The organism is Shewanella sp. VB17 (assembly GCF_013248905.1).
In the GTDB taxonomy this organism is placed as follows: domain Bacteria; phylum Pseudomonadota; class Gammaproteobacteria; order Enterobacterales; family Shewanellaceae; genus Shewanella.
The window spans coordinates 2,397,986-2,417,522 of the sequence record NZ_JABRVS010000001.1 but is presented as its reverse complement, the minus strand read 5'-3'; the positions used below and the strand labels follow the sequence as shown (position 1 = coordinate 2,417,522).

The 19,537-nt window shown below is 41.4% G+C and carries 19 protein-coding genes; 9 read left to right on the top strand and 10 right to left on the bottom strand.

Translation table 11 applies throughout. The features are described from left to right. The first annotated feature begins 38 nt into the window (after positions 1–38). Positions 39–779 carry a pyruvate formate lyase 1-activating protein gene (gene pflA, locus HQQ94_RS10375; protein ID WP_173294354.1) on the top strand — a complete coding sequence of 247 codons (741 nt, stop codon included), beginning with the start codon at positions 39–41 and terminating at the stop codon, positions 777–779. Positions 780–824: 45 nt separating this feature from the next. On the opposite strand, the gene yfbV is transcribed toward pflA, so the two are convergent. Continuing rightward, positions 825–1,268 carry a terminus macrodomain insulation protein YfbV gene (gene yfbV / locus HQQ94_RS10370; protein ID WP_173294353.1) on the bottom strand — a complete coding sequence of 148 codons (444 nt, stop codon included), beginning with the start codon at positions 1,266–1,268 and terminating at the stop codon, positions 825–827. A 193-nt stretch (positions 1,269–1,461) separates the two neighbouring features. Between yfbV and HQQ94_RS10365 the strand changes: the two genes are divergently transcribed. The 3 genes from HQQ94_RS10365 to HQQ94_RS10355 all read left to right on the top strand — a co-directional run bounded on the left by HQQ94_RS10365 (position 1,462) and on the right by HQQ94_RS10355 (position 5,730). Beyond that, positions 1,462–2,658, top strand: coding sequence for an acetate kinase (locus tag HQQ94_RS10365; RefSeq protein WP_173294352.1), 1,197 nt, complete (start codon positions 1,462–1,464; stop codon positions 2,656–2,658). A 112-nt stretch (positions 2,659–2,770) separates the two neighbouring features. Next, entirely contained in the window at positions 2,771–4,912 is a 2,142-nt protein-coding gene (pta, locus tag HQQ94_RS10360) for a phosphate acetyltransferase (RefSeq protein ID WP_173294351.1), read from the top strand. Positions 4,913–5,310: 398 nt separating this feature from the next. Beyond that, complete coding sequence (locus tag HQQ94_RS10355; RefSeq protein WP_173294350.1) at positions 5,311–5,730, top strand: DUF4878 domain-containing protein; 420 nt, start codon at positions 5,311–5,313, stop codon at positions 5,728–5,730. Positions 5,731–6,473: 743 nt separating this feature from the next. Here HQQ94_RS10355 and HQQ94_RS10350 read toward each other — a convergent pair. Both HQQ94_RS10350 and HQQ94_RS10345 read right to left on the bottom strand, forming a co-directional pair. Beyond that, positions 6,474–7,385 carry a class I SAM-dependent methyltransferase gene (locus HQQ94_RS10350; RefSeq protein ID WP_173294349.1) on the bottom strand — a complete coding sequence of 304 codons (912 nt, stop codon included), beginning with the start codon at positions 7,383–7,385 and terminating at the stop codon, positions 6,474–6,476. 63 nt (positions 7,386–7,448) lie between these two features. After that, positions 7,449–8,528: an AI-2E family transporter gene (locus HQQ94_RS10345; RefSeq protein WP_173294348.1), complete on the bottom strand. Its 1,080-nt coding sequence runs from the start codon at positions 8,526–8,528 to the stop codon at positions 7,449–7,451. Between the two features lie 78 nt (positions 8,529–8,606). Here HQQ94_RS10345 and folX point away from each other — a divergent pair, with 78 nt between their 5' ends. Both folX and HQQ94_RS10335 read left to right on the top strand, forming a co-directional pair. Continuing rightward, the gene (folX, locus tag HQQ94_RS10340; protein WP_173296603.1) at positions 8,607–8,978 is read left to right on the top strand and encodes a dihydroneopterin triphosphate 2'-epimerase; all 372 of its coding nucleotides are present in this window, start codon (positions 8,607–8,609) and stop codon (positions 8,976–8,978) included. Between the two features lie 210 nt (positions 8,979–9,188). Further along, the gene (locus tag HQQ94_RS10335) at positions 9,189–10,103 is read left to right on the top strand and encodes a TIGR01777 family oxidoreductase (RefSeq protein WP_173294347.1); all 915 of its coding nucleotides are present in this window, start codon (positions 9,189–9,191) and stop codon (positions 10,101–10,103) included. Positions 10,104–10,183: 80 nt separating this feature from the next. On the opposite strand, the gene HQQ94_RS10330 is transcribed toward HQQ94_RS10335, so the two are convergent. Both HQQ94_RS10330 and HQQ94_RS10325 read right to left on the bottom strand, forming a co-directional pair. After that, entirely contained in the window at positions 10,184–12,649 is a 2,466-nt protein-coding gene (locus tag HQQ94_RS10330; RefSeq protein WP_173294346.1) for an ABC transporter permease, read from the bottom strand. Further along, a complete protein-coding gene (locus tag HQQ94_RS10325; protein ID WP_173294345.1) occupies positions 12,649–13,392 on the bottom strand; it encodes an ABC transporter ATP-binding protein in 744 nt (247 codons plus the stop codon). Before HQQ94_RS10325 ends, HQQ94_RS10330 begins: the two co-directional genes overlap by 1 nt. A 40-nt stretch (positions 13,393–13,432) precedes the next feature. Here HQQ94_RS10325 and HQQ94_RS10320 point away from each other — a divergent pair, with 40 nt between their 5' ends. Then, on the top strand, positions 13,433–14,005 hold the full coding sequence (locus HQQ94_RS10320; protein WP_173296602.1) for an arylesterase: 573 nt from the start codon (positions 13,433–13,435) through the stop codon (positions 14,003–14,005). On the opposite strand, the gene HQQ94_RS10315 is transcribed toward HQQ94_RS10320, so the two are convergent. Next, positions 13,979–14,131, bottom strand: a complete 153-nt coding sequence (locus HQQ94_RS10315; protein WP_173294344.1) for a hypothetical protein — start codon at positions 14,129–14,131, stop codon at positions 13,979–13,981. The genes HQQ94_RS10320 and HQQ94_RS10315 overlap by 27 nt on opposite strands. A gap of 10 nt (positions 14,132–14,141) precedes the next feature. Here HQQ94_RS10315 and HQQ94_RS10310 point away from each other — a divergent pair, with 10 nt between their 5' ends. Then, positions 14,142–15,251, top strand: coding sequence for a YdiY family protein (locus HQQ94_RS10310; protein WP_254304040.1), 1,110 nt, complete (start codon positions 14,142–14,144; stop codon positions 15,249–15,251). Positions 15,252–15,342: 91 nt separating this feature from the next. Here the strand turns inward: HQQ94_RS10310 and HQQ94_RS10305 are convergent, their stop codons facing one another. Genes HQQ94_RS10305 through sctR form a run of 4 tightly spaced genes read right to left on the bottom strand, consistent with a single transcriptional unit; the run spans position 15,343 to position 18,128 of the window. Continuing rightward, a complete protein-coding gene (locus HQQ94_RS10305; protein WP_173294342.1) occupies positions 15,343–16,392 on the bottom strand; it encodes an EscU/YscU/HrcU family type III secretion system export apparatus switch protein in 1,050 nt (349 codons plus the stop codon). 17 nt (positions 16,393–16,409) lie between these two features. Beyond that, positions 16,410–17,210, bottom strand: coding sequence for a type III secretion system export apparatus subunit SctT (gene sctT / locus HQQ94_RS10300; RefSeq protein WP_173294341.1), 801 nt, complete (start codon positions 17,208–17,210; stop codon positions 16,410–16,412). 1 nt (position 17,211) lies between these two features. Then, complete coding sequence (gene sctS / locus HQQ94_RS10295; protein WP_173294340.1) at positions 17,212–17,481, bottom strand: type III secretion system export apparatus subunit SctS; 270 nt, start codon at positions 17,479–17,481, stop codon at positions 17,212–17,214. After that, positions 17,478–18,128 carry a type III secretion system export apparatus subunit SctR gene (sctR, locus tag HQQ94_RS10290; protein WP_173294339.1) on the bottom strand — a complete coding sequence of 217 codons (651 nt, stop codon included), beginning with the start codon at positions 18,126–18,128 and terminating at the stop codon, positions 17,478–17,480. The genes sctS and sctR overlap by 4 nt, the downstream gene beginning before the upstream one ends. 361 nt (positions 18,129–18,489) lie before the next feature. On the opposite strand from sctR, the gene HQQ94_RS10285 reads away from it, so the two are divergent. Beyond that, a complete protein-coding gene (locus HQQ94_RS10285) occupies positions 18,490–19,455 on the top strand; it encodes an acyl-CoA desaturase (RefSeq protein WP_173294338.1) in 966 nt (321 codons plus the stop codon). The last annotated feature ends 82 nt before the right edge of the window (positions 19,456–19,537 follow it).

The following is a 19,537-nucleotide window of genomic DNA, read 5'->3' as shown; positions in this document are numbered from 1 at the left end:
TTTATTTTTAAAACAGAACAGATACATAGGGAGTTATCATGGCAGTAACAGGTCGTATCCACTCATTGGAATCCTTCGGCACCGTAGATGGGCCAGGTATCCGATTTGTCACTTTCATGCAAGGCTGTTTAATGCGTTGCCAATACTGTCACAACCGTGACACTTGGGATCTTCACAGTGGTACAGAAATTGATGTCGACACACTCATGTCTCAAATTGTTAGCTACCGCCCTTTTTATCAAGCCAATGGCGGAGGAGTGACTGCTAGCGGCGGTGAGGCCATACTCCAAGCCCCCTTTATCTCAGCTCTTTTTCAAGCATGTAGAAAAGAAGGTATTCATACCTGTTTAGACACTAATGGGTTTGTCAGAAAATATACACACGACATAGATGAGCTGCTCGATAATACTGATCTGATCCTCCTTGACATAAAACATATCGATGATCAACGACATATCGACCTTACAAAGGTCAGTAATCATCGTACCTTACAATTTGCAGAATACTTACACCAACGCCAACAAAAAACCTGGATACGTTATGTTATTGTTGAAGGATACACAGACGATATTGCCTCAGCAAAAAAGCTCGCTGATTTTCTTAAGCCTATGGCCAATGTAGAAAAGATAGAACTGCTCCCTTATCACGAACTAGGTAAGCATAAATGGGAAGCCTTAGGTGAAAAATATGAACTGGATCAAATTTCTCCCCCATCAACTGACACAATGGAGCAAATAAAGCGCGTCTTTATCAATGCGGGATTAAACGCTATCTACTAATAATGTTAAGATACTCCAATATTAAAACGAACCAGCTATACTCAATTAAAGTTCTTCCCAATATTGTTCATCTAAGCATTCAAATGCCGCTTTTAAAATAAGCGCCATATCGAAATAACATGCTTTAGGTCCCAAGGGATGACAACGGATCCCCATTGCGATCATTTTAGCGGTTAATGTATCGCACCACCCCAGTAAAGTAAGTGGTAATGGGTGACGAGATCGCCAACCTAGCCATAGCAAGCCTTGAATAGGCAAGCTAATAAAAAACAAGGCTAATGTAATGGCTTGTGGTAGAAATGCCCAGCCGTGAATAGATAACTGACTCGCAGCAGCCAATAAAGCCAAAATAGGCATAACTGGCAAAGCGAGCCGAGTGGCACGAATAACGCGATATTCTGGAAAGTAAAAACTAAGTTGTCTGGCCATCGGCCAAGTCCTCATATATTGATGACCCTGACCTAGCATTTTGAAAACTTGAATGCTCAAAAATTACACCAATTTAATGTGATACTGCTTCTACCATAGCACAAGGTCAAATGGAGCCCCAAGGCATTGTGAGGCCTAAGTTAACAATTTTCGCTCTGATCTCAGAGCATTTCTAACGACTTCGGTATTTTTTACCAAGAAAGTCATTATTGTACAGTGACAAATGTTCACTACATTGTAAAAGGTTTTAAAGATGTCAAATAAACTGGTATTAGTTCTTAACTGCGGTAGCTCATCACTAAAATTTGCGATTATCGACGCCTTAACAGGTGACGACAAAATCTCAGGCTTAGCTGAATGTTTCGGCCTTGAAGATGCTAAAATCAAATGGAAAGTGGATGGAATTAAGCAAACTGCTAACCTAGGTGCATTCACTGCACATAGCGAAGCAATTGAATATATCGTTAATCACATTCTAAGTGCTCATCCTAACATTGCCGCACAAATCCATGCCATCGGACACCGTGTTGTGCATGGCGGTGAAAAATTCACCCAATCAGTGATTATCGACAATAGGGTAATACAAGGTATTGAAGATTGTGCCGCACTGGCTCCACTTCATAATCCAGCTCACTTAATCGGCATTCGCGCAGCAGAAGCCTCTTTTCCTGAATTACCACAAATTGCCGTATTCGATACGGCTTTTCATCAAACGATGCCAGAGAAAGCTTTCATCTACGCACTTCCCTATACACTATACCGAGAAAATAGCATCCGACGTTACGGCATGCATGGCACGAGTCATTTATTCATTAGTCGTGAAGCCGCCAAAGCAATGGACAAAAAAATTGAAGATTGCAACATAATTTGTGCTCACTTAGGTAACGGGGCTTCAGTCGCTGCTATTAAAGGTGGTAAAAGTGTCGACACATCAATGGGAATGACGCCACTTGAAGGGTTAGTCATGGGAACTCGTTGTGGTGATATCGATCCATCAATTATCCATCATTTAGTTAACCATCTAAGCTATACCTTAGATCAAGTTAACAATCTGATGAATAAACAAAGTGGGCTTTTGGGGATTTCTGAACTCACTAGCGATTGTCGCGGCATCGAACAAGCGTACGAAGAAGGTCATAAAGGCGCAACATTAGCCTTAGACATTTTCTGCTACCGTCTGGCTAAGTACATCGCATCTTATACTGTGCCATTAGGGCGTTTAGATGCCCTTGTGTTTACCGGAGGCATAGGTGAAAATTCTGACATTATTCGAGCAAAAGTACTTAATTTACTCGAAATATTTAACTTCGACATTGATGATGAACGCAATAAAGCGGCACGTTTCGGTAAGCAAGGTAAGATCACGACTGCTAACGGTCCCATCGCCATGGTCATTCCAACCAATGAAGAATGGGTAATAGCAGAAGATGCTATGCGTCTTCTTAAATAATACTTGGGACTGAAAACGCTTATCCATTTCAAGAATACAATTTATATTATTTAGTAACAGACAGTTAGCAGTAGAGTGACTCAGTCAGTCTGTGCTTAAAACAGAGGTTTTTATGTCTCGCAATATTATGCTCGTTCCCATCGGCACTGGTGTCGGTCTTACTTCAATCAGTTTGGGGCTGGTTCGAGCTTTTGAGCACCACGGTGTTAAAGTTCGCTTCTTTAAGCCTATTGCACAACAACGTCCACATGATAATGGACCTGAACGGTCGACAACCATTTTAGGTCAATCGCCAACCGTTAATCCATTAACACCTTTTGATATGGATCACGCCGAAGCACTCATTCGCACTGATAAAACCGATGTGTTAATGGAGCAGATCATTGATCGTGCCACACAACATACTGATGATACTGAAACGCTAGTTGTTGAAGGCTTAGTGCAAACGAGAAACCATCCTTTCTCAAGCGATATTAACTACGCCATTGCTAAAGCACTCGACGCAGACATTATTTTTGTTGCCACGCCAGGTAACGAACAACCAACCGCACTAATGAACCGCTTAGAAATCACCCATAACACATGGGGAGGCGTTAGGAATAAACGTATCATTGGTGCCATGATCAACAAAATAGGAGCCCCAGTTGATGATGAAGGTCGTGCTCGCCCCGATCTTTCTGAGGTCTTTGATCATGCCGCTGTACAACGTCCTGATACGACTAACTTGTTTCAACTCCCAAGTAATAGTACATTGCGGATCTTAGCAAGTGTACCTTACCACTTAGATCTGGTTGCACCGCGAGCATCTGATCTGGCTAAGCACCTTAATGCAAACATCATCAACACCGGTGAAATGAACACCCGCCGTTTACGCAAAGTCACTTTCTGTGCACGTAGTATCCCTAATATGGTAACCCACATTAAGACAGACTCTCTATTAGTGACCTCTGGCGATCGTTCAGATGTGATTGTGGCAGCCTGTCTTGCAGCCATGAACGGTGTGAAAATAGGAGCACTACTGCTTACCGGAAGCTATGAGCCTGAGCCTGAGATAATGGCACTGTGCAAACAAGCTTTTGAGACCGGCTTGCCTGTCTTTTTGATTGACACAAATACTTGGCAAACATCACTTAACATTCAACGTTTCGATCATGAAGTGCCTGTTGATGATGCGGTACGTATTGAAGATGTTCAAGAGTACGTCTCCAGTCATATCGATCAACATTGGATTGCCAACGTCACAAAGAACTCTTCCCGTGAACATCGACTCTCTCCACCAGCATTTAGGTATAAGTTAACCGAACTTGCCCGTGCAGCATGTAAAACGGTGGTATTACCTGAAGGGCATGACTCACGGACCATTGAAGCGGCAAGTATTTGTGCTGAACGAGGTATCGCTAAATGTGTGCTACTTGGTAACCGTGATGAAATCGAACGTATTGCCGTCCAACAAGGTGTTAAACTGGGTGCAGGTATTGAAATTATCGAACCGAGTTCTGTACGTGAGCGTTACATTGAACCTATGCTCGATCTGCGACGACATAAAGGCCTGACAGAAGTCGTCGCTCGCGAACAACTTTGTGACAACATGGTATTAGGCACCATGATGCTAGCGCAAAATGAAGTCGACGGCATTGTTTCTGGGGCAGTGAATACGACAGCTCACACGATTCGTCCTCCGCTTCAATTAATAAAAACCGCACCGGGTTCCAGTCTTGTTTCTTCTATTTTCTTTATGTTAATGCCTGATCAAGTACTCGTCTATGGTGACTGTGCCATTAATCCTGATCCAAATGCAGAACAGTTAGCTGATATTGCGATTCAATCTGCTGATTCAGCTGCCGCATTTGGTATCGAGCCACGTGTTGCTATGATCAGCTACTCTACCGGCAGCTCAGGTACCGGTTCTGACGTTGATAAGGTGCGTGAAGCAACACGGATTGCTAAAGATAAGCGCCCCGATCTGATTATTGATGGGCCACTTCAATATGATGCTGCTGTCATGCCTAACGTTGCTCAATCTAAAGCGCCAAATAGTCCAGTTGCAGGCCAAGCAACGGTATTCGTGTTCCCAGATCTAAACACAGGGAATACAACTTACAAAGCAGTACAGAGAAGTGCAGATCTTATTAGTATTGGCCCAATGCTTCAAGGTATGCGTAAGCCTGTTAACGATCTGTCTCGGGGCGCGTTAGTTGACGATATCGTTTACACTATTGCTCTCACGGCGATCCAAGCTTCACAAATTAAATAACGTCTTTATCATCAGCATAAAAATCTGTCATTGACTGACTTTTTATGTTGATGATGTCAAACGTCCTCATGAGTCTGAATTCAGACATCTTATGAGGACGCTGAAGGGAGCATCTTGACGTAGCTTGGGGATATAAACTGAATAAAAATAATAATGACTAACATGCGTCATTTTTTGACCACAAAAATAAATACTTAATAATCATGAAGTTGAATAATGACAGTAAAATCTTCAACACACTTGTCCACAGATTTTGTGGATAACAATACCATTCATCCATAACAGATATGACCTATTTTTGACTTGTAGTCAAGAAAAACATATGCAGTACTGAAATATTCTTGCCAATATCAGTTTAACTAGCGATACTTAGTTCAAATTCACTGCGTGTCATGCATATGAAAATTATCACGATATTTTGTTTTTTTTTCATTTTAGGCTGTGGGCAAGAATCCGCACACCGTACGCCTGAAGATGTTTCATTAGGTTTTTTCACTGCAATTTACATAGATAAAGACATCAAAAAAGCACAACTTTATGTGAACGAGCCTATGAAAGAAGTGATTGCACACTACCATATTGCCTCCTCTGTTCAGCGCCATTTTCTCAATCTATCAATGACGAATGTCACACTGGAAGTCGAAGTAGTCGACATCGACTTTTTCAGAAAATTTACGGACGATGTCAATGTTATTGTTAAAATATATGGACTTAAAGGCGGACGGACTTGGATTGACGACCGTACAATCAAACTTCACAGAAACAATAAAAAATGGAAAATTGTTGAAATTTTACCAGAAGGTGTCAATCGCAATTAACTCATCAATTGAATTAATATCATCTATTCTAATAAGGTATCATCATCCATTTTTAACGGTAAAGACTCAATCACCTCGTCTTTAACTTGGTAATACGCACCTTCGTATTCTTGAACTTCCATAACCACTCCGAATGATTGTTTGTAGGATAGTGTCATATCATGACTTTAATAATATTGCGCCAAAAAAATATTCCTATTCTAGGGTCTGTTTATCTTTCGAGCTTGAATGTTGATCAATCTCAATGAATTTAGTGTAAGGCGTCGAGCGATGAGACTTAATGGCTTAAGTAAAAAGCACGCGACACAGCAATAAAGCCATCGAAATGAGCACTAGGGCAAGGTTTGTTGACCCTTTCTACTGCGTTATCACTTGTCGGTGTAGGATCACTAGACTACACCAGCTCTAACATGTATAAAAATCGACAATAGATTGCAAGAACAACCATGAAAGATAAACAGACCTTAGTGACTCATCATATCAGGCACTGGCCATGAGTTACACAATACTTTCACTTTCGTTACCTAAAATAGGCCATTATTATGAAAAAAAGCCTAAATATGTTCCATTGGACTGAAAGTTAAACATGATTTTAATGTGGCTAAAAATCGATGGCTCCGACAGCAACACTTAAGTCATGGTCACATCAGAGCACTCTAAGATAGGATTAAACGAAAAATAATATTATAAAAAATACACAAAAATCGGAATCGACAACCAAAATAGACAGGAGATACTTGTCTCTACACTCGCCTATAGCGTAATACTTTTAGCGCCTTATTAGGATCTCTATCAGTAAACACCTCAGGATTGGCTAATTGTTCCACAAATACCAAGTTAGGACTGTACTCCGCCACTTGTCCCATCAAAAACTCAATCCCAAGCTCTGGTGCATTAAGGCACAAAAGCACTTCCCCATCAGGCGTTAAGAGCTCAGGTAAACGCTTGAGTAATCTAGAATAATCTTTAGTTGCAACAAAGCTACCTTTTTGATTACTGGGGGGATCTGCAATGATCATTTCATAAGGCCCTAATTTCGTTAACTTGCCCCAAGATTTAAAAATATCATGACCAAAAAAACGCGCACCTGAAGGTAAGTGATTAAGCAGATGATTTTGCTTACCTATCGATAAGGCACCTTTACTCATATCAATATTTACCACACTGTCAGCCCCTCCTTGCAAGGCTGCCACTGAAAACGCACAAGTATACGCAAAAAGATTGAGCACCTTTTTATCTGCTGCATGATCTCTCACCCATTGCCTACCATTCTTCATATCTAAAAAAAGACCATGATTTTGGCCTCTTAAAAGATGTATATGAAACTCAGCCCCATTTTCACGCACAAGGTGTTGTTCAGGCACGACACCAGCAAGCACTTCTGTATGAGTTTGACCGCTATTTCGATATTGATAAACCAGATTCATCGAGCCGTTAACTGTATCTTGCTCATCCCATAGCTGAGATAATCTGTCCATTGCTAATACAAGATCATCTTCTGCTAACGATTTAAAACTGGTCAACAAGAGTACTGGTGGAAACCAATCTAAACATACATGTTCCATACCAGGATAAATACCGCCACGCCCATGAAAAAGGCGGTTAACTTCTTCATCTAAAGTAACATTGTTCAATTCATCAAAAAATAACTGCATTACATTCACTTCTAACCTAAATACGCCTAAAAAATTTGTTTTATTGAACTAAGTACTGAAGGTTTACTCTTCTTCAATACATGCGACTTCTGATGTCGCTTCTGGCTCAAGTTCATTCACATCATCAGCTAATAAAATGGCGAACCAACGGCCACCTTCGCTCGACTCCAAGGCGATTTTAACCACCATAGTTAACGGCACAGATAAAAGCATGCCGACAGAACCCAGTAACCATCCCCAAAAAATCAAAGACAAAAATACCACCAAAGTAGAAAGCCCCAATCCCCTGCCCATGTATTTAGGCTCTATTACGTTCCCCATCACCATATTAGTGCCAAAATACAATAAAGCTGTCGCTCCAGCTGCCGCAGGGCCAAGCTGAATAAACGCTAAAAGTACCGACGGAATAGCGGCAATAATGGATCCTATATTGGGAATATAATTAAGCAAAAAAGCCACCACGGCCCATAATAACGCATAATCAACGCCAATGACTGCTAGCCCTATTCCAACAATCACTCCAGTTGCAACACTGATTAAAGTTTTAATCAGCATATACTGATTAACTGATTGCAAAAATCGATCTATCTGTTGCATTCTCATGTCAGGATCGTCTAAAGCGAAGTGCAGCTTTTTAGGCAAGGTTTCAGATTCAAATAACATAAAGACAACCGTCAATATGATTAAAAACAAATTAGCCATAACACTACCAACGCCAGATAACATATTGGTAGTCATAGACAGCGCTACGCCAGGATCAAAATACGCCAGCATTTGCTCTTTACTTATGATGATATTAAGCGTGCGTAATTTATCAATTATCCAGCCAAATTGCTCAACGAGTTGATCCCTATAATGAGGAAGTTGGCTAGAAAATTCGTTGATAGAACTGCCCACAACTTGTGCTAACCACAGCCCCATGAGTACAATAAATACCATCAGAAACAACACTGATAACGCCCTAGGAACACGTAATTTGGTACTCCAATCAATAATTGGGTTACAAATCACCGCAATAAAAGCAGAGAGCACAAAAGGGACCACAATGGGACTTGCCGTTTTAATACCTGCAAGAATCACCACAATAAAAGCTAAAATGGCAAACCCTTTATAGGTCGCGGATTGAGCATCAATTCTCGGCATTTTAAATAAATTCCTTCACGATTAAGTAATACATTGATAGGCTTACTAGTAACTTCAAAAATAGAGCAACTCAACATGATGAAATCAGACACTGCTGTCATTCGTATCAAAAATCTACGTCTTCGCACATTCATAGGCATTAAGGACGATGAGACCCAAAACAAACAAGATGTGTTAATCAATGCTGAAATTCACTATTGTGCAGAAAAAGCACGTAATAGTGACAATATGGTTGACGCCCTGAATTATCGCACGATAACCAAAAAAATCATCTCATTAGTTGAAGATAATCGATTTTCTTTATTGGAGCACCTTACTGGCCAAGTACTGGATATCACCAGTGAACATGCTTGGGTCGACTTCGCTAAAGTAGAAATAGACAAACCACATGCTCTACGCTTTGCTGATTCTGTGTCGATGGAACTACGCTATGTGAATAACATTGATTAATTTTAGACTATAAATCAAATATATGGCTGTACTTCATTCTCTGCAGCCATACATAAAAAATAAGCTTTATTCATCACCACATTCATTGAACATAGTTAATTTTCTTTAGGAGAACATCTTATCGTTCAAATACTTGCTATTGTCACTAAGCATGATTGAAGCAACTTTGCTATCCTGAAAGTATATTAACTTTACACATGATGAAATACGATGAAAATATTGATAACCGGGGGCAACGGATTTATTGGGCATCAAGTAGTCAAAGCTTTAGAAAGTCATCATCAACTGTGTATCCTGTCGCGTTCTCCCGCCCAAGCCAGAGAGAAACTTGGAACTCAACATCACTATAAAAACAGTCTACACGACTTATCTCATCTTAATGACTTTGATGCTGTGATCAATTTAGCCGGTGAGCCTATCGCCAACAAACGTTGGTCTGCTCATCAAAAAAACACGATTTGTCAGACTCGTTGGCAACTCACAGACAGGTTATCTGAACTCATCAAATTAAGCCAAACACCTCCATCTATCTTTATTAATGCTTCTGCAATAGGTATTTACGGAAATATTGCCGAGCAGCGTGTTGACGAAACCTTAACACTGCAAGAACCAAACGGTACGGAAGATTTTCCACACCTTGTATGCAAACAATGGGAAGAACTTGCTCTTAACGCTTCATCAGAGCACACCCGTGTTTGCGTGATCCGTATCGGTCTAGTGCTTGGATTATCAGGTGGTGCGTTGCCCAAAATGTTACCCGCATTTAAATTAGGCTTAGGGGGAACCATTGCTTCTGGTAAACAAGGAATGAGTTGGATACATCAAGAAGATGTCATCGCATTAATTGATTTTCTCATTAACAACGACACCTGCAGCGGGATCTTTAATGCAACTGCACCTCATCCGGTCAGTAATCAAGAGTTTTCAAACACACTCGCCAGTGTTCTGTCCCGTCCATCACTGCTTCCTATGCCTGCTATTATCCTTAATATCTTACTCGGTGAGATGGCACAATTGTTAACCCAAGGTCAATATGTCATGCCAACACGGCTTATCGATGCTGGCTACACATTCAAATATCCCCAGCTCAGTTATGCACTCGCTGATATTCTTGAGCGTAAATAACACTCAAACTTAGGATTTATTCATTCACTGCTATCTTTTCAGGAAACAGACCCGTAAATGATTAACAGGATCGGGTTTTCTTAAGCAGGCGATTTAAGCAACTCACTGCAGGACTTTTGTAATAATTGTCGACAACGCCATACGCCTAATAGTGCCACAATTAGCGCGCCACACACGGGCGCGATCCCCCACCATGGCCAGTGCATATACACATTAAGCTCAAAAACCTGCGTTTTTAACAAATAAAGAGTGAATTCGGCCACAATCACAGCTAAAAGTCCTGCTATACCACCCAATAATGCAAATTCAAGACCCGTCGCCATTCTAAGTAGCCACCCTGAAGCACCAAATGTTCTCAATACAGCCAATTCTCTTTGCCTCGTTGCCATTCCTGCTTCAGTTTGCGCTATCATCACTAAACTGCTAGCAAGCACCACGAGCACAAGCACTAAGGTCAATGATAAGGACACTTGATCGATAATCTGACGTAATTGCTTCACCATGTTACCCACATCAATGATAGATACCGTCGGGAATTGTTTAATGATCTGTAAAATCACCTCAGACTTTTCTTCCTCAAGATAGAAACTGGCCATTGAAGTGTAGGCAAATGAAGACAGCGAATGTCGAGTAAAGATCATAAAAAAGTTAGGTTGAAGCGTCTCCCAATGCACCTCACGTATACTGCTCACATTCACGGTGACATCTTGATTATCGATAACAAAGGTTAAGCTGTCTCCCAACTGAATGTCTAGCCGCTCGGCAATCCCAGACTCCACTGACACATCGTTATCTTCGTCATTAAACTCGCCTTGAATAAGCTCATTATTCTCCGGTAATTTATCACGCCAAGTTAGGTTCAATTCACGTGACATGCCACGTCTGCCTACCACACCATCATCGGCCTGCTCAGCAGATATTAACGTTTCACCATTAATTTGACTCAAGCGCCCACGGATCACAGGGTAAATATCGGTGGTTTTCACCGTATTTTTGGCCAGAAAATCACTCAATGGCACCGACTCCTCCGGCGCGATATTCACAAGGAAGTAGTTAGGGGCATTCTCAGGCAATTGTTTTTGCCATTCACTCAACAAATCTTGTCGTAAAGCGAAAATGGTCAACAGTAAGACTAACGCACTGCTAAAGCCCACTAACTGGGTAGCATTTTGTTTAGCCCTTCGCCTCAAACCAGCCAAAGCAAGCTGTAACGGGTTCGTGGTTTTCATGCCAATGCTGTGACCTGCGCGGATCATTAAAAAACCCAATCCACTTAACAAGAGCCCGAGCAACACAACACCAGCAACCACAGTTAAGGTTAATGGTAAACTTTGTGAATAAAGATAACCTAACATCGCCATGGCTATGATGCTAAGTAATAAATGAAGCCACATACCAAGCTCTAGCCCTTCCAATTGACGTTGCAGCACACGCAAAGGCGGAATAGAAAGCAACCTCATTAAGGGATAAGCCGAGAACATAAAGGCACTAATAAAGCCAGTAGCAAGCCCTAACAATATTGGCCTCATCAGCGGAGGTGAATAAGCGGCTATCTCAACTGGTAAAAAAGAGGTGATAACCGCATCCAGTATAAATCCTCCTATCAGGCCCAATATGACGCCAAATAAGGTCACTAATAAGAGATGAATACCGAACAATGTTCGGATTTGTTTAGCTGATGCGCCAAACGTTTTCAACATAGCAACCACATCATAATGCCGCTGGCAGTAACGTTGCGCTGCAATACCAATCGCAGCACACGCTAATGCTATCCCCAACAAGCTCGCCAATAATAGAAAACGTTCTGCCCGCTTAACAGCACTGGCAATGGGTGAATCACCCGATCTCACGTCAATCCAACGCTGGCTGTTGTTCAATAATGGCTTAGCATACATTTCAAATTGGGCTAATTGAGCTTCGTTGCCACTAAATTGAGCCAAATAGGTCACTCGGCTACCTGGCTGTATCACCCCAGTACTGGCCACATCTTCTAAACGCATTAGCACGAGCGGTGAAGAGGCAAAAGGATTAAACCCAGCATCTGGCAGCCTGGCGATCTCAGCACTGAGACTAAATTGCCGATCACCCAATTCAAGCGTTTTAGGGTAAGCTAATAATCCACCTAGCCGGCTTTCAAACCATAAATCACCCACTTTAGGCAGTGCAGAATACTGTGCTCCTTCTTGTTGGTTCAGTTCTATCTTGCCTTTTAAAGGGTAACCTTCTTCTACGGCTCTCACCGTCACCAGCTGAAATTTGTCACCAGCAAACACCATAGAATTAAATTGCATGCTCGAGACCCGACTTAACCCAAGCTCATCAGCCCGACGTAAAATGGCCTCATCAATCTTAACTGGGGAATTGATGATCCTGTCGGCGGCAATAAACGTCGATGCTTGACCACTAATGGCAACCTGTAAGCGTTCGCTCACACGCGCTAACCCCGTCACGGATAACACAGCCAAAGTGATGGCCAGTACAATAAGCCCTAATTGCCCTTGTTGCAGCTCTCGCTTAAATAGCCGCCACGCTAACGGTATCTCCATTAATTGGCCTCCACACACTGAAGATCTATCGATATCTCTGTGCTCGCATCTTGTTCTAATAGACTATTTCGTTCAGTCAGCTCACCACAGTCCATCAACAACTGACGTTCACATCGGTTAGCCAAGACTAAATCATGAGTAACCAGCACCAAGGTTGTATCGCTTTCCTGATTGAGTTCAAACAACATATCAGCGACTTTCTGGCTATTAGCGGCATCTAAATTCCCAGTAGGTTCATCAGCAAATAACACTTTAGGCTCACAAATAAAGGCTCTGGCGATCGCAACCCTTTGCTGCTCTCCACCTGAAAGCTGATTGGGGAAATGTGTCAGTCTATGGCTTAATCCAACTCTCATGAGCATGGCCTCAGCTTTTTCTTTGGCCTTATCTATCCCTGCAAGCTCAGCTGGTAACATCACATTCTCTAACGCATTGAGCGTATCAACTAACATAAATGATTGAAAAATAAAGCTGACTTTTTTCTTCCTCAGTGCCGCCTTACCCTCTTCATCCATCCATTGCAGCGCTTCACCATCCAGCGTTATCTCACCACAACTCGGCGAGTCTAATGCTGCTAATAAACCCAGTAAGGTTGACTTACCTGAGCCTGATGGCCCCAAAATGGCGACACTCTCACCACACTTGACATCGAGATTAATGCCGTTGAGGATAGTAAGCTCCCCTTCTTGGGTAGCCACTGACTTAACGAGAGCCTTAACTGTGATCACACTATTTTTTGACATAAAACCTTCTACCTTAATGCGTAAACGTTCACTTAGCCTAATGTGCTTAGTGGCCATATTAGCTTGTTCTCACGTGATTGCTGCCCCTATATTAATCCTAGGTGATAGCCTAAGTGCAAGTTATGGTATCGATGAAGAGCAAGGTTGGGTTTATTTAATGCGTAAACACATACCTCAACATTCGATAACAAACGGCTCTGTAAGTGGTGAAACAACGGCTGGAGGATTGCGTAGACTCCCAGCCCTGCTTGACTCCATACAACCTGAACTTGTCATCATTGAACTGGGAGGCAACGATGGATTAAGAGGTTTTCCACCTCAGCAACTCAAAGAAAATCTTACAAAAATAATTACCTTAGTGAAAGCCCAAGGCAGTAAAATTCTTCTGTCTGACATTCTATTGCCTCCAAATTACGGTCCCAGGTACGCCCAAATGTTTAACAAAGTATACCAAGATCTCGCCACAGAGCATCAGATCACGTTAATGCCGTTTTTTATGACAACAATAGCCACTAAGCCAGAATTAATGCAAAGAGATGGTATACACCCAAACAAGCTCGCCCAACAAGATATTGTCAACTTTATTCTACCTTGGATTAACGATATGCTCTAAATCGTGAAAAATGCACACACAAACCCTAACACTGTTCCCCATGTTAGCACTAAAAATTTGTTTATCGGCAGCAGTTTGTATATTCTCCACGTCAATAAAATACCACTGACCAATTTTAGTCATCATGGGGAAATCCTTGAAAAGCCAATTTGATAACATGACACTCACTTTAAGTGTATGTCTCACTTTATTGTTTATTCCTCAAGTCTTGGCGGAGACTCAGACAGGGATCGAACCACCTCCATTTGCCATTTCCCAAATTTACCCAGAAGCAGACAGCCAGTATGACTGGGTACAGCTCACATCATCTGAAGTATTAAAAGGCACCATTAAAAGCCTTAATGATGATGAACTAGAATTTAAGAGTAAAGATCTAGGGACAACAGACATTGATTGGGAAGATATTAAAGTACTCAAGAGTCGTAGTATTGTCAGTGTTGGCTTTACTGATCTCACCACCAAGACGGGCACTTTATACATAAAAGACGGGCGAACCTATATTGGCGGGGAAGAGTTCGACCGCACGCAAATCATGACCATCATTGAAGGTGGGCAAACCGAAGCAAACTACTGGTCAAGCGAAGTCTCATTAGGCGCTAACTTTTATTCAGGCAATACTGACCAAATAGATTACACTGCGAGTGCTGAAGCCATCCGCCGCACAACTCAGTCTCGTTACTCCTTAAAATATGACAGTGCTTATACTAAAAGCGAAGATGAAACAACGGCGGATAACCAGAAATTAAATACCAAATTTAATTGGTATATATCTAAACGCATGTTCTTTACACCTATTGATGCCACAATCACTATTGACCCTATCAAAAACATAGCCTACCAAGTCAATTTAGGTTTAGGATTAGGTTACGACATCATCGATAACAACGATACAACATGGAGTATAAGCGCTGGCCCAGGATATACTTACACTCAATTTGAGAATGTCGCGCCAGGTGAGTCGGACAATGAAGGCAGTCCATCCCTTAAAGTGTTAAATGAATATGACACTGAAATAACCAGTGACATCGATTTTTATGCTAAATATGAAATCAACTACCTTAACGAATTATCCGGTGGATATACCCACAATGCAGAAGCAAAGTTTTCCATAGAATTAACCGATATGTTAGATCTCGATTTAAGATACATCTGGGACCATATCAATAAACCACAAGCCGATAACAATAACATTTTTCCAGAGCAAAACGATTACCGGTTTATCATCCAGCTAAGTCTCGATATTTAATTTCAACGATTTGATCACGGTGAGGCCGCTTGTGCTTCACCGCTTTTTATGGCGATTGTACATTCAAACAAGGTTCAACAGATAAAACCGCCTAATCACTTTCATCATAAGGCACCGCCATCACCATACGTAGCAACTCAGCAACCGGCTCAAATAAACTCTCAGGAATGGACTCCCCACTGCCAACTTGAGCATACATAGCGCGGGCAAGAGGAATATTTTCCACAATGGGCACCCCGGCCTTTTCAGCCAAATCAACAATATGTAAAGCCATATGATCTTCCGCTTTCTCCAACAGTCTCGGCAGCGGCGTTTCACCCGCTTGATAATATAGACAAATAGCCAAATGAGTTGGATTACGTATCACCACCGTTGATTTACGTACGTTCGCCGCAAGACTGCCGGAAGCCACCTCTCTTTGGGTTTCACGGCGTTTTTGTTTCACTTCTGGATTGCCCTCTGAATCCTTATACTCTTGCTTGGTATCATCTTTTGACATTTTCAGTTCTTTCATCAAGTTATAGCGCTGAAAAGCATAATCAGCAATGCCGAAAATAACATAGCACCCTAAAAAACACGCCCACAACCAGGTGATTAATGTCGATATCACCCCCAGTCCACAGCCTTCACCGCACAAGGGTAAATATTGGAAAGACGTCACATAACGTCGCAATAAATAATAAAAAACTAAACTCAGTACAATCACTTTAAGCAAGTTTTTCGCTAACTCAAACACACTCTTCCATGAAATTAATTGCTTAGCATTATCAACCACATTAAGTTTCTTCATGCTCGGCATCAATGCTTCTGATGCCCACACAGGGCCAGTTTGCACTACATTGCCAACAATAATAGTCAACACCAGCACTACCGTTAATCCCCCGAGAAACCGAAAGGCCACCATAGCAAAGGTGCCAATGATCTGATCTGCTGCCCTTTCAAGCGGTAAGTTAATCGATTGAATACTCACATTGATCAAGTACATCACCGAGTGCATCAACGCCTGACCTTCAAACAAAAAATAACCTAAAATAATCGCCATCTGTAACCCAGTGACAATTTCAGCACTTTTGATCACTTGGCCACGATTTCTCGCCTCTTTTAGCCTTTTTTCTGTGGGTTTTTCTGTTTTCTCACTCATGCATTCACCTTATACATTTAATGACTCGACAAGAGGCCAAACAAGATGCTTATCTGTTGTTCTATACCGGAAATTCGCTCCAGATAGTGAGACAAAGCAAACTGTAAGCTGTAAATAAGCAGCAATAATACTAAAGCGCTCTTAATTGGCATCGACAGAAAAAACACATTGAGTTGCTGCGCTGAGCGGTTCACTAATCCCAGCGCCACATCGACTAAAATCATAATCACCATCGCTGGCATTGCAAAACTTAAACACAACTGGCACATTAACTGCCACTCATGGCTAATAAAGACCAATAATGGCTGAGTGAAGTTCAAGTCAAATCCTGGTGGTAATTGATTGTAAGACTGATACATAGCAGCCAAGAGATGATTAAAACCACCCGAAACGAGAAATAATACCGTCAATAGTTGAGTAAACAACATGCCATAAATAGAGGATTGCAAACCCATTAATGGATTAAGCACAGTCGACATTGATGCACCACGCATAGTGTCTATTACAAATCCGGCCATATCGATGGCCCAAAATGGAATGGCTGCACAAAAACCAAGTAGGAAACCCACTAAAATTTCCTTACCAAAGAGACTAAATACACTCCACATATCCGCTTGTAAGATGATCGACTGCATTCCATCCATGATCGATACTGTCGGTAAAGCAAAAAGTAAAATCAAGCTGTTACGAATAAGTGCACTGCCCATAGCTCCACCTTTAAAAAGAGGAAGCAGTAACATCATTCCCAATGGGCGCATCATACACAATGCCAATACTGGCAATTGTGTGGTTAACTCTGCAGGCAGCTGACTTATCATTCTAGCCCCCCATATGACTTATTTGATCGAATGCCATATTGGCGTAATTAAGTAAGGAACCCCCCATCCAGTGATAACTCACCACCAGGGTGATGCAAACCGCAACCAGTTTGATTAAAAACTGCAAGGTTTGATCTTGGATCTGCGTCAATGCTTGAACAAGACTGACAATCACCCCCACGATAGAGGCAACAATCACAACGGGTAATGAAAGTAGTAGCACCATCCACAGCAACTCAGAAGTCAGATGCACTATAATGGTTTCACTCATGAGAAAGACACCATAAGCTGGCCCACCAACTTTTCCCAGCCTCCCATCAAAATAAAGATAAGCAATTTAAAGGGTAAGGCTATGGTCATCGGTGACACCATCATCATCCCCATTGCCAGCAAAATATTAGACACGATAAGATCGATGGCCACAAAAGGAAGATAAATAAGTAAGCCTATTTTAAATGCTTCAACCAGTTGACTCATGGTAAAAGCAGGTAGCATCACTAATAATGAATCTTTAGATAATTCATCTTTATACTTATCAGGCCAAGTTTTATGGCCGATATTGGCAAAAAAATCCACTTGGGTTTTACTGCTGTTCTTCTGCAAAAAGTCACGATAAGGCGCAATGGCTTGAGTATTTATTTGTTCAATCACATTGGGCGAATTAAACACGATAGGGGTCGCTTTGAGATTATCATTTATCTGCAGCCCCACAGGCGCCATGGTAAATAAGGTCAAAATAAGCGCCAGACCATATATCGCCATATTGGGGGGAATTTGCTGGATCCCAAGGGCATTACGCAACATTGAAAATACAATGGCCAATTTTAAAAAAGACGTGCCCATCACTGCAAATAACGGCAGTAATGACAAACAAAAAAGCATGATAATAAGCTGAATTGGGTTATCGAGTAAGGTCATGGGGCACTCCTTTTATAACTAGAGTGCCATCATGACGCTATTCGCTAAAACTCTGTATCAGGTGAAGACCTGAACGTGAATAGATTCACAAATTCCATAGTAACGGGATGTTATTAAACGGCCTTGCTGTCAACGGTCACTGCCCTAACGACATTGGCGATTCCAAGCAAACGTGTCTCCTCGATTTGAGTTTGGTTATTTCCTTTATACGTGATTTATCCAGCGCAATTTTGTAACAAAAAGTCAAGGTAGCACATTTACAACCACCACTTAGAAGTGATAGGTTAACAACAAATTAATCAGCAGTCAGGAACATTATCTTGCTGCAAATTAATAAGCTGTTAGCTGCCTAAGGATAGTCATGCTCAATACGGATAGAGTTAGATCAAATAATAATACCAGTGCTTTCAGTGGAGTTGTAAAGTGGAAGCCAGTTAAATCTATTTGGTTTTTAACGCATTTATTAATAACTGTTTTAGTCGCGCCGTTTGTTCTATCTACATCCTCTTTTTTGGTCTTTTTAGTTATTACTCCAATAACATTGTGTTTTGGCCATTCTCTAGGCATGCATAGATTGCTAATTCATCGCTCCTACGAATGCCCTAAATGGATGGAATATTTGTTCGTGTATTTAGGTGTGTTAGTCGGCATGGCTGGTCCAATTGGAATGATTGTTCAACACGACCTTCGTGATTGGGCGCAGCGACAATCACAATGTCATGATTATTTATTACATGGGTCCAAAATTCTAAAAGATGGTTGGTGGCAATTGAATTGTGATTTGAATTTAAATCAACCACCTGAATTTCATATAGAAAATAATGTGTCACTCAATAAGTTTTATCAATTCATCGAGAAAACATGGATGCTTCAACAATTAATTTTAGCCGTTCCTTTATTTCTTATCGGTGGGGTTTCTTGGTTAGTTTGGGGAGTTTCTGTAAGAATTGTTATATCGGTTGGCGGTCATTGGCTAATCGGTTATTTCGCCCATAATAAAGGCGATCGCACTTGGGAAGTTAAAGGTGCTGCGGTACAAGGTCACAATATTAGAATTGCGGGTTTCCTATCCATGGGTGAAGCATGGCATAACAATCACCATGCTTATCCTGGTTCTGCAATGCTAGGTTTATATCACAATGAACCTGATCCGGGTTGGTGGGTTTTGAACACATTGTATAACCTTAGAATTGTTAAAAATATCAAGCTACCTAAGCAACTTCCTGTTCGTTCGGAATTGGTTGTGGTGGCTGATAACATAGATAATCGTGTCGAACGAGTCCCTGAAGATTGTGAAGTTGCAAAGTTTATTCGAAAAGACAGCTAACAAAGAACAATTACGGTAGAGCAGTATGAAGAAGATGATTCCTATAGAGTCGTAACGACAACGAATTCAAAGTGCGTATTAA